Origin of the sequence: Billgrantia endophytica (genome assembly GCF_002879615.1) — a bacterium.
Taxonomy (GTDB): Bacteria; Pseudomonadota; Gammaproteobacteria; order Pseudomonadales; family Halomonadaceae; genus Halomonas; species Halomonas endophytica.
In genome coordinates this window covers 49,495-59,698 of sequence record NZ_PNRF01000012.1, presented here as the reverse complement: position 1 = coordinate 59,698, position 10,204 = coordinate 49,495, and the positions used below count along the sequence as shown (strand labels likewise).

General features: G+C 61.4%; 10 protein-coding genes. 4 read left to right on the top strand and 6 right to left on the bottom strand.

Annotation, left to right across the window (positions count from 1 at the left end; translation table 11 throughout):
• Positions 1 to 17: 17 nt before the first annotated feature.
• Complete coding sequence (locus C1H69_RS05275; RefSeq protein WP_102652363.1) at positions 18 to 1,220, bottom strand: efflux RND transporter periplasmic adaptor subunit; 1,203 nt, start codon at positions 1,218 to 1,220, stop codon at positions 18 to 20.
• Positions 1,221 to 1,462: 242 nt separating this feature from the next.
• On the opposite strand from C1H69_RS05275, the gene C1H69_RS05270 reads away from it, so the two are divergent.
• The gene (locus C1H69_RS05270; protein ID WP_102652362.1) at positions 1,463 to 2,440 is read left to right on the top strand and encodes a LysR family transcriptional regulator; all 978 of its coding nucleotides are present in this window, start codon (positions 1,463 to 1,465) and stop codon (positions 2,438 to 2,440) included.
• Here C1H69_RS05270 and C1H69_RS05265 read toward each other — a convergent pair.
• Positions 2,396 to 2,875 carry a RidA family protein gene (locus C1H69_RS05265; protein ID WP_102652361.1) on the bottom strand — a complete coding sequence of 160 codons (480 nt, stop codon included), beginning with the start codon at positions 2,873 to 2,875 and terminating at the stop codon, positions 2,396 to 2,398. The two genes, C1H69_RS05270 and C1H69_RS05265, sit on opposite strands and share 45 nt — an antisense overlap.
• 50 nt (positions 2,876 to 2,925) lie before the next feature.
• The gene (locus C1H69_RS05260) at positions 2,926 to 4,818 is read right to left on the bottom strand and encodes an ABC transporter ATP-binding protein (RefSeq protein ID WP_205738417.1); all 1,893 of its coding nucleotides are present in this window, start codon (positions 4,816 to 4,818) and stop codon (positions 2,926 to 2,928) included.
• A gap of 507 nt (positions 4,819 to 5,325) precedes the next feature.
• On the opposite strand from C1H69_RS05260, the gene soxR reads away from it, so the two are divergent.
• Positions 5,326 to 5,775, top strand: a complete 450-nt coding sequence (soxR, locus tag C1H69_RS05255; RefSeq protein WP_240609819.1) for a redox-sensitive transcriptional activator SoxR — start codon at positions 5,326 to 5,328, stop codon at positions 5,773 to 5,775.
• Positions 5,776 to 5,960: 185 nt separating this feature from the next.
• On the top strand, positions 5,961 to 6,581 hold the full coding sequence (locus C1H69_RS05250; protein WP_102652358.1) for a glutathione S-transferase family protein: 621 nt from the start codon (positions 5,961 to 5,963) through the stop codon (positions 6,579 to 6,581).
• On the opposite strand, the gene C1H69_RS05245 is transcribed toward C1H69_RS05250, so the two are convergent.
• A complete protein-coding gene (locus C1H69_RS05245; protein WP_102652357.1) occupies positions 6,557 to 6,829 on the bottom strand; it encodes a hypothetical protein in 273 nt (90 codons plus the stop codon). The genes C1H69_RS05250 and C1H69_RS05245 overlap by 25 nt on opposite strands.
• Positions 6,830 to 7,128: 299 nt before the next feature.
• On the opposite strand from C1H69_RS05245, the gene C1H69_RS05240 reads away from it, so the two are divergent.
• Positions 7,129 to 8,784, top strand: coding sequence for an FAD-dependent oxidoreductase (locus C1H69_RS05240; RefSeq protein ID WP_102652356.1), 1,656 nt, complete (start codon positions 7,129 to 7,131; stop codon positions 8,782 to 8,784).
• A 210-nt stretch (positions 8,785 to 8,994) separates the two neighbouring features.
• Here C1H69_RS05240 and C1H69_RS23175 read toward each other — a convergent pair whose 3' ends face one another.
• Positions 8,995 to 9,786, bottom strand: a complete 792-nt coding sequence (locus C1H69_RS23175; protein ID WP_240609818.1) for a helix-turn-helix domain-containing protein — start codon at positions 9,784 to 9,786, stop codon at positions 8,995 to 8,997.
• A 170-nt stretch (positions 9,787 to 9,956) separates the two neighbouring features.
• Complete coding sequence (locus C1H69_RS05230) at positions 9,957 to 10,175, bottom strand: hypothetical protein (protein WP_102652606.1); 219 nt, start codon at positions 10,173 to 10,175, stop codon at positions 9,957 to 9,959.
• Positions 10,176 to 10,204 lie beyond the last annotated feature (29 nt).

Below are 10,204 nucleotides of genomic sequence, written 5' to 3'. Positions count from 1 at the left end.
CAAACGCCTGTTGTCATTCAGCGTATGGCGGCGAGTTCATTGGGCGTGGAGCGGCCCTCTCTCATATCGACGCTCTCGGCAGCAACCGGCATGCCCGGGAAGAAGATTCGCTGGACACCTCGCACCACCACCCGGTCTCCCGGCTCGAGCCCGGCCGGTATGACCCGCAGCCCATCCACCATCCGTCCAAGCTGTACATCGCGCCGATGTGCACGGCCTTCCTCATCGACGACATAGACATACTTGCGGTCCTGGTCCGTCAGCACCGCCTTGTCATCGATCAACATGGCGTTTTCGAACCCGCTGCCGAGCAATTGCACCCGCGCATACATACCCGGAGCAAAGCGACCCTCGCTGTTATCCAGCACGGCCCGGGTCAGGATCGTCCCGGCAGCGGCATCCAGGCGGTTGTCGACGAAATCCACCTCACCTTCATGGGGGAAGCCCTCGTCGGTGGCGAGTCCGACACGAACCGGCGTCCTCTCGTCACGGGAACTCGCGCGCTCTCCCGAACGCGACATGGCGTCGTACTGCAGGTAGGTCTGCTCGTCACTGAAGAAGTGCACATGGACCTGATCCAGGGAGACGATGCTGGTCAATGGCGTGGCATCCGACACCAGGTTTCCCACGGTGACTAGGGCACGGCCGGTACGGCCGGCAATGGGTGCACGCACCTCGGTGAACTCCATGTTCAGTCTTGCCGTGTCGACCGACGCCCGGGTAGCGAGGATATCGGCCTCCGCCTGTGCGGCGGCCGCCCGCCGCTGGTCCAGCTCCTCGCGGGAAATCGAGTGGGTCTGGGCCAGGGCCTCGGCCCTGGCGGCCTCGCTACGGGTGAGTTCGGCCCGTGCACGGATGCGCTGCAGGTCGGCTTCGGCACGCGACAACTCGGCCTGGTAAGGGCGCTGGTCGATGGTGAAGAGGACATCCCCCTTTTCGACGCTCTGACCTTCGATGTAGTGGATACTCTCTATGTACCCCGCCACACGAGGACGCAGCTCTACCGTTTCCACCGCCTCGATACGGCCGGTGAACTCATCCCAGAAGCGCACATTCTCGATCATGACATCGGCCACACTGACCTGGGGTGGCGGGGGCGCCTGCTGCTCGCTGTCGGCTTGAGTGTCGCACCCTGACAGAAAAACAAGTCCCGCGAGCATGGTGGTAACCATGAACACTCGCCCGGAACCCGAAGACGGGAACATCTTTTGGACGTTCATGAACGACCCTCTATTTTACTCTAAGTAGCGGTTTTCAGTATCGATTCAAGCCAAGATTTGGTGGTTGTATTACGCCTACTTCATCAAGTCGATTGAAGCTCCCCTAATTGATCTTCAGGAAACCTGGACCGCAAACAACTTTAAAGCCTTGTCGAACACTTGATTAGTCGGGTCGGCAGGGAAATACTATCCCTCTGGTGGGACAGTTCCCTGGCTCCACTTGAACGGAACGAGATAACAACATGTTGCAAGATCTCAATGACGCCTTGATCTTTGCCAAGGTGGTAGAACATGGCAGTTTCATTTCGGCTGCCAAACAACTCCACCTGTCCAAGACGACTGTCAGCCGCAAAGTACAAGGCCTGGAACAACGTCTGGGTGCACGGCTGCTCAACCGCACGACCCGCAACCTGAGCCTGACCGAAGCGGGTGCCATCTACTTCGACTACTGCAACCGCATCATGCGGGACCTGGGCGAGGCGGAGATCGCCGTACATCAGCTCGAGGAGAGCCCAAGAGGCTGGCTGCGGGTCACGGCTCCATTCACCATGTGCACCGAGTTCACGGCGCTCCTGGTGCAGGACTTTCGCAAGTTGCACCCCGAAGTCCGCATCGAACTGGTCCTCTCCAATGAGCGCCTCGATCTGGTCGCCAACCAGATCGATGTGGCGATTCGGGTTGGCCCCCTGCCCGACTCCAGCCTGGTGGCACGATTACTGGCTCGTCATCGTTCGTTCGTCTATGCCAGCGAAACGTACATCGCCCGCCATGGTGAGCCTCGAGAGCCGGCGGAGCTGGCCTTTCATCCCGTTCTGGCCAAGTCCATGGACCAGCGGGGCCAGCGCTACGTCTGGCAGTTACGCAACAGCGCGAGCCAGGAGGTCGTCGAGGTCGAGGTCGACCCGGTGGCCATCGCCAACGACCCCTTCGTCCTTCGGGGATCGCTGGAAGACGGCCAGGGGATCATGCTCGCCAACGAGTTCATCGCCTGCCTCAGTTCGGCACCTCAGCCTCCGCGCCGCATTCTCGATGGCTGGGAAGGCCCCGAGGTCGAAATGCATGCCGTATTCCCTGGCGGTCGGCTCGTTTCACCCAAGGTACGCACCTTTGTCGACTTCGTGGTCGAGCGCATGCAGCTCAAGACCCAGGCAGCGCCACCGCCATGGCAGTTACCGTCAGAGCTGGTGGCTACCACTGAGGCTCTCGACGAACCCGCCTGAGTTCACGCTGCCACTCGACACGATCTCCTCGGGCAAGACCGCCTCGGCCTCGATCTCGATCAGCCACTCCGGCTCGGAAAGGCCGCTGACGATCACCCAGGAGGTCGCGGGTGGCGAGACGGGAAAGCGGGCTCGTAGCGCCTTCACCACCGACTCCTGGTCGTAGCGGGCGAATTCGGCCAGATAGATGCGCAGCATCACGACATGGGCAAGGTCGCCACCCAGGCTCTTCAGGATGGAAGCGATGTTGTCCAGGGCGGCGAATGCCTGATCCTCGATATCGGGCCCCACCAGACGCTCGTATGCATCCACACCGACCTGGCCGGAAAGGTGGACCCGATGTCCCCCCCTGACGACTACCGCCTGGCTGAACCCGTATTGCAACGTGTTCGGCAGGCCCGGGGGGTTGATGGCTTCACGTCGTATCTGTTTCATTGCAGGACGGTTCTCCTTGGGTCAATGAGGTCGGAAAACAGCAGTGCCAATCACTCGTATTCGGCCGACGCCGGCGTATCCTGCGGCTCTGGCTCGCCGTTGATGTCGAGCCCCAGGAAGCCGCCGGACTGACGGCGCCACAGGGCGGCGTACAGGCCATCACGGGCCAGCAGCTCCTGATGGGTACCACTCTCGACGATACGTCCCTCGTCGATCACCACGAGTCGATCCAGCATGGCGATGGTCGACAGCCTGTGAGCGATGGCGATCACCGTCTTGCCTTCCATCAGGGTGTAGAGCTGCTCCTGGATCGCCGCCTCCACTTCGGAGTCGAGCGCTGACGTTGCCTCATCGAGCACCAGGATGGGCGCATCCTTGAGCAGCACGCGGGCGATGGCGATGCGCTGCCGCTGGCCACCGGATAGCTTGACCCCACGCTCCCCCACGTGGGCGTCCAGGCCCCGTCGTCCCTTGAGGTCCACCAGGTCATCGATGAAGGTATCGGCATGGGCCCGCCGCACCGCTTCCTGTACCTGCGCCTCACTGGCATCGGGGCTGCCATAGCGGATGTTGTCCCGAACCGAGCGGTGCAGCAGCGAGGTGTCCTGGGTCACCATGCCGATCTGGCGGCGCAGCGACTCCTGGGTCACGTCGGCGATATCCTGATCATCGATCAGGATGTGCCCGCCCTCCAGGTCATAGAACCGCAACAGCAGGTTAGCCAGCGTCGACTTGCCCGCCCCGGAGCGGCCGATCACACCGACCTTCTCGCCGGGGGCGATGGTCAGGCTCATGCCGTCGAAGACGCGAATCCCCTCGCCATCGGGACGCTCATAGCCGAAGCGCAGTGCATCGAAGCGGATTGCGCCGCGGGGCACGCTCAGCATGGCGGCACCGGGAAGGTCCTTGACGCCAGGCTCCCGGGCAATGGTGTTGATGCCATCCTGAACGGTACCGATGTTCTCGAACAGGCTCGCCACCTCCCACAGAATCCAGTCGGACATGAAACGAATCCGCATGACCAGGGCGATGGCCACGGCAATGGCGCCCAGCGAAATGGCCTCGTAATACCAGGCGCCGATCGCCATGCCCGCGACACTCGTCAATAGAAGCGAATTGAGTAGCGTCAGGCTCACCGACAGCAGGGTCGCCAGCCGCATCTGCCGATGCACCGTCACCATGAAGCCCTCCATCGCATCGCGGGCGTAGGCCTGCTCACGACGGGTATCGGCGAACAGCTTGATGGTCTGAATGTTGCTGTAGCTGTCGACGATACGGCCGGTCATGCGGGCCCGGGCATCGGCCTGGTCCATGGAAACCTGACGCAGCCGTGGCACGAAGACCCACATGATGGCGATATAACCCGCCAGCCAGGCCACCAGCGGCAGCATCAACCAGGGTTCGGCATTGCCCATGAGCAGCATGGCACCGGCGAAGTAGATGACCACGTAGACCAGCAGCCCCAGTAGTTTCATCACCGTCTCGCGGATGGCGAGTGCCGTCTGCATCACTTTCTGGGAGACCCGTCCGGCGAATTCATCCTGGTAGAACGCCATGCTCTGGCCGAGCATATGGCGGTGCGCCAGCCAGCGGCCGATCATCGGGTAATTGCCGAAGATGCCCTGGTGGGTCAGCAGGGACTGGAGCAGCACCAGCAGAGGCAGACCCATCACGACCAGGGCCGCCATGCCGCCGAGCCGCCAGCCATACTCGGCGAAGAACCCTTCCCGCTCGGCCCCCGAGAGCCAGTCCACCAGCTCACCCATGTAGCTGAAGAACAGTACCTCGGCAGCCGATACCAGTGCCGTGAGCAACGACATGGCCACCAGCAAGGGCAGCACCGGACGCGAAAAATGCAGGATGAAGGGGAAAAGTCCCTTGGGCGGCGTCTCGGGCTCCCCCGACGGATAAGGGTTCACCAGGCTTTCGAAATAACGGAACATGACATCACCAATCATCAGGAAAACATCGGAGCAAGCCAGTGGCCCGATCCGTTGAGCTGCAGGTTAAGACCTGAAGTTAAGTTGAGGTCAAGAAACGAAAAGAAGAAAAACGACGATATCTTCTTTCGGACGTATGGCGGCTAGCCTCGGGCGAGCGACTTCATGATACTTTGGACATCCTTTTCCATGAGAGGGGGTAGTGGAAAGGAATAAACGTAAAAGCCACCGGCCGGCAGGGGAAATCAATATTCGTCATAGGATCCATCACGAAACTTGATAGTAAGTGGCATTCTTGCCAGACCATGGTATCAGGCCATCTTGCTCATGGTACGAATTCACGTGCCTGCCTGCCAATGTTACGAATTCATTACGATACCGTCAGCCAGGCTATTGCGCAACGATCATAGACTTGAGCCAGCCGATGATAGATCAAAGATGACGACTAACTTGCCATGGTCGACACGGCGAGATACAACATCGGACCAAACCGGTATCAAGGAGATGATGATGCAGCCGCACCTTCACCGCGAACTCAGCGTTGGCGAAGTCGCTGAGCGAAGCGGACTGGCGGTCTCGGCCATTCACTTCTACGAATCCAAGGGGCTCATCAGAAGTCGCCGGAATGCCGGCAACCAACGTCGCTTCAGCCGCGATGTACTGCGGAGGGTCGCCATTATCAAGGTCGCCCAACGAACCGGCATCTCGCTTGCCGAGGTTCGCGATGCCTTCGAGACGCTGCCTGCCTCCCGGGCTCCTACCGCCGCCGATTGGCAACGGCTCTCTGCCAGTTGGCGCCAGGGGCTCGATGATCGCATTGCGCGCCTCACCCGGCTGCGCGACCAGCTCGATCACTGCATCGGCTGTGGCTGCCTGTCGATGAATGACTGTCCGCTGCGCAACCCGGAAGATGAGCTGGCCGAAGAAGGCTCTGGGCCACGCCTCCTCGATCCCAATTGATTCCCGAGAGGGTGTTTACAAAAGTGGCGAGCGAAGCGACAGCGAAGTCCGCCAGCGTTCGGGTCGGGGAACGTCGCGCCGGGTGAAGCCATTGCCCGTTTTTGCAGGTTGGGTATCGCTTAACAAGCCAGGTACATGACGCTCCTGAGCTGCTATCTTCAGGACAGCCACTCGAGAGATCAGTCATGAACGACTCGCTTGTACTCTATACCAACCCCATGTCCCGCGGGCGTATCGCCCGCTGGATGCTGGAGGAAGTCGAAGCCCCCTATCGAACGGAAGTCATCGATTACGGCCCCGCCATGAAATCACCCGAGTTCCTGGCCATCAACCCGATGGGCAAGGTGCCAGCGATACGCCATGGGACAACCGTGATAACCGAATGCGCCGCCATCTGTGCCTATCTGGCGGATGCCTTTCCCGACGCCAACCTCGCCCCACCGCTTGCCGAACGAGGCGCTTACTATCGCTGGCTGTTCTTCGCCGCCGGCCCACTCGAGGCCGCGGTGACCGATCGGGATCTCGGTATGGAACCCAATACCGAGCAGCAAGGCCGGGTCGGTTACGGCAGTATCGAGGCGGTGCTCGAAACGCTCGAGCAGGCGGTCAGTGCCAGCGAATATATCGCCGGGTCACATTTCTCGGCGGCCGATGTATATCTGGGCTCGCATATCGGCTGGGGTCTTCAGTTCGGCAGCCTGGAAGCCTGCCCCGCCTTCGGTGACTATTGGGCACGGGTCAGCGGTCGTGACGCCTACCGTCGCGCCAGTGCCCTGGACGATCAGGCCATGAAGGTCAGTTCCTGAGCTCCAGGTTCTGCCTCCTCTTCCGCTGACGATCGCCTGATCCGTGCGGCACGACGCGCCAGCGCCCGGCGCTTGCGCAGCAGGTCATGCCACCCGGCCGTGACCTGCTGGGCGCGCGCCCGGTTGCCATAGTGAATGCCGATGGTAGCCGAACAGCCACCGCACTCGAACCACGGGGCTCCAATCAAGGTCGCGAGATCGAGGTCGATGCGAGTGCCACAGCTAGGGCAGTCAATGGAAGAGTTCATGTCAGCCTCCGCTCATGCAGGTCGGGATCCAAGACCCAACCGCCGAACATAGGTATGACACGCATCGAATCGCCCAGCTGTATCAGTTCGGTATCATCGCTTGTCGGTACGGTGCGACCACGCCTTGCCCAGGATCATGGCAAGCCTTCTTGCGAAGGCCGGAAAACTCGTCCGCCATGTATGGGAACCTCCTCCGTATGTGGCCGTATCACTTCGGTATCAGTTGCAGTTCAGGGGGTGGTGTCTTGCATCCGGTTGACCGAAGCTGGCCAGTATTACCAGCAAGGGGGGAAAGGGGCATGAGCGGATCACCGCGGCGGGTCGCCATCATTGGCGGCGGCATTTCGGGGCTATCCCTGGCGTATTATCTGCAGAAATTCGCGGCCCAGGCAGCTCGGCCGATGGAAATCGAGCTATTTGAGCGCAAGGCAATACTGGGGGGGAATGCCGAGACCGTCTGGGTAGACCTGGGGACTCTCTACCGCCCTGGCCACGAGCCGGAAAGCTATGTCCGCTGGGCGGACCTCGGCGTCAACGATGTCAATTTCGCCACCTATCGCCGACTCAGGGCGGTCATGGAAGAGATCGGCCATCTTGATGAAATGAAACCGCTGCAGAATAGCGAAAGCTATTTTTCCCGGGATGGACGGTTCGCCCTGACCGACGATGCCGACCTGGACAACGGAGTCTCCGATCCTGCATTCCGACTGGACCATGCCGATGGCGGCAGACTGGCTCCGCTGATAAAGGTCGTCCACCGCGCTGCCCTCGACCTGCTCGACGACGCCAGGATCACACCGCGCTATACCGTGGGTGATTTCTTCGACGGCTGCATCGCCGACCCGCGCCAGACATTGCAGAAAGCCGCGAAAGAGCTGGAGATCGACCTCGACTGGGAGGACCCGGAGCTACCCTGCCGGCTCGAGGTGGTGAGAAACCAGATCTACTATCCCCGTATCTCTGCCATGTACTTCGCCGACGACAGGGGGCCCGCCGGGATGCCGCTGCAGGCTCCCTTCGAGTACTACCGGGTACAGGAAGGTGGCGATCCACCGGACAGGCGCTATTTCGACAAGGGCGCGCAATACTGGCTGGAGGTTCTGGCCAGCCATGTCGTGTCTCCCGCCCGGCAGGGACCGAAGGTCCAGATTCATCGCAATGTCGCCATCGAGGTTCAGGTCGCGTCCGGCAAGGTGGCCATTGGCGGCATACCCGTGGCTGACCGTGACGCCACGGAAACCCGTGATTACGACCTGGCGATCATGGCGACTCACGCCGACAATGCCCTCGACATTCTCGAGTTTGGCGACGGTCTCGGTGACGTCCACCATCGATTGCGGCGCATCCTCGACAAGGTGCGCTATACGCGAAGCTTTGCCGTTTGCCATACCGCTTCGCACCGCCTTCCGGCCAACCGTAACCTCTGGCGTACCTACAACATCGAAGTACGCGACAAGGAGGACACATTCTTCCCTTATCGAATCGACTACGTGGCCAACCGGCATCAGAACGACATGGCCAATCCCGTCCAGGATCGGGCGGGCCTGCCGCAGTACTTCGTCTCGCTGGTCGACGACCTGAATCGTATCCCGCAGCGGGACATGCTCGACCGACATGGTGGGCTTGGACTGGAAGGTATACCGGAACTGGTGCGCCCAGGGTCCGGCAGCGACATGCACGACAGCGGTTACAAGGCGGAACTCGCAGGGCTCGACGGGACACTGCATCGCAAGGCCTGGACCTATTTCAAGCACAACGTGCTCGACGCCGACTGCATCGAGGCCCAGCAGGAGATCGACATCTGGAACCTGGACACCACGGCGGCGCTGGCGGCCGGGGTCGAGACATGCCCTCTGCTGTTTGCCGGCGGCTGGACCCGTGGAGCCGGACTCCAGGAGCAGTGTCTGGAACAGTCCGAGCGGCTAGCCACGCTGCTGCTGGGTCATCACCGCTGAGTCGCTCCGCCAGGCTGATGCTGCAGTGCCAAACGGGGCATGGTCATGGCAAGCCCCTACTCCGTACCGCTCTGCCAGAGCCGAGAGGTTGCCTGGAACGACGCATCCGATGGCGTCCCCAGCCAATCGGGGCGGCATGGGCGGGCTCGACCTTGGCAAACCGCGCGGCAAGCGCCTGGGCCTCCTGGGCGCGTAGCGGTGCGAGGTCGATCAGGGAAAGGGGCAGGTGATGTCGAGGGCGGACTTGAGCTGCCCGAGCTCGAAATAACGTCCGATCAAGTCAAGGCGGGTCGCCTGATCATCCAGCGAGCGGGCGCAGCGCAGGAAGCCCTGGCCACCCTCGTCGAATTCGAAGCTTTCCGTCAATTGTACGGCCACGCTTCGCTCGGTCCACACGCTGGGGGTCTCCCCGGTGGACCCAGCGGGCAGAGTGGGATCCATCGGGGCTTCACCGAGTGGCCATTGGCGAGCATCGATCCATAGCCTGGCGACAGGGTTGGCCGAATCCCGCCTCTCTTCGAGCAAGGCCCAGGCACAACGCATGCAACGCAAGGCATCACTGCGATACGCGCGCGGCACACCAAAGACAGCCTCACGGCGCGACAAGTCCGTGGCGGGAAGCGGCATCCCACCGAAGCGCTCGATCAAGGCATCAAAGGTTGTCGGCATAGCCGAACCGACCGCCACCAGACGGATGACGCTTCGGGGAGCGTCATCCTCAAAGCCCGCATCGCCCAACCGCGGTTCTTCCACGACATCGCCGGAAGAAGCCGCCAGGGTTTCGACGTCGACATCATAGACGGTGGCCAGGTGGCGGGCCGTGCGGTAGAGCACGGGCTTGCCGCTCTCGGCTCGCTTGATCGAGGCGATGGAGACACACAGCCGCCGGTCGAAACAATGCTGGGCCAGCGCCTCCTGGCTCAGGCCCAGACGCTTGCGGTGTCGTTTCAGGCCGCTCGAATCCAGCGCCAATCGACCATTCAGTGAGTTGGCATCCTTCACCCCATGACTCCCCCCGGAGAAAACACGACAATCACAGCTTGTCACATTTCGTCACTTTGCCTTGCCTGGCCCCGATACGCCATAGCGACCGAGGTCATGGAAACCGGCTTCGCCAGGACGGCGGAAGACAAGAGCGGGTACTCGAGGTACTCCAGGGGGGCAAATCGCGTTTATTCCTCGAATGGACGTGTCCAGACCTCGTCCGGCTCATGACGGCGTAGAATGTCTTTCACCTCCGGCTGTGACGTCTCTGGAATGATGACCTTGATCTGGTTGGTTCCCCTGTCGAAATACAGCTTCTCCCGGGGAAACCCCTCGGACACCAGTTCATCATAAGCATTGGTGGCCTTCATCGCGCTATCGTATGCCGCTGTCACTGTGTGAGTCATGACGCCCTCCACAATCCGGGTGACGAACC

Bases quoted from the DNA above. Each gene is read 5' to 3' on its own strand.
- C1H69_RS05245 (WP_102652357.1), bottom strand. From the start codon at position 6,829: ATGAACTCTTCCATTGACTGCCCTAGCTGTGGCACTCGCATCGACCTC.
- C1H69_RS05250 (WP_102652358.1), top strand. From the start codon at position 5,961: ATGAACGACTCGCTTGTACTCTATACCAACCCCATGTCCCGCGGGCGT.
- C1H69_RS05230 (WP_102652606.1), bottom strand. From the start codon at position 10,175: ATGACTCACACAGTGACAGCGGCATACGATAGCGCGATGAAGGCCACC.
- soxR (WP_240609819.1), top strand. From the start codon at position 5,326: ATGCAGCCGCACCTTCACCGCGAACTCAGCGTTGGCGAAGTCGCTGAG.
- C1H69_RS05265 (WP_102652361.1), bottom strand. From the start codon at position 2,875: ATGAAACAGATACGACGTGAAGCCATCAACCCCCCGGGCCTGCCGAAC.
- C1H69_RS05275 (WP_102652363.1), bottom strand. From the start codon at position 1,220: ATGAACGTCCAAAAGATGTTCCCGTCTTCGGGTTCCGGGCGAGTGTTC.
- C1H69_RS05270 (WP_102652362.1), top strand. From the start codon at position 1,463: ATGTTGCAAGATCTCAATGACGCCTTGATCTTTGCCAAGGTGGTAGAA.
- C1H69_RS05240 (WP_102652356.1), top strand. From the start codon at position 7,129: ATGAGCGGATCACCGCGGCGGGTCGCCATCATTGGCGGCGGCATTTCG.
- C1H69_RS05260 (WP_205738417.1), bottom strand. From the start codon at position 4,818: ATGTTCCGTTATTTCGAAAGCCTGGTGAACCCTTATCCGTCGGGGGAG.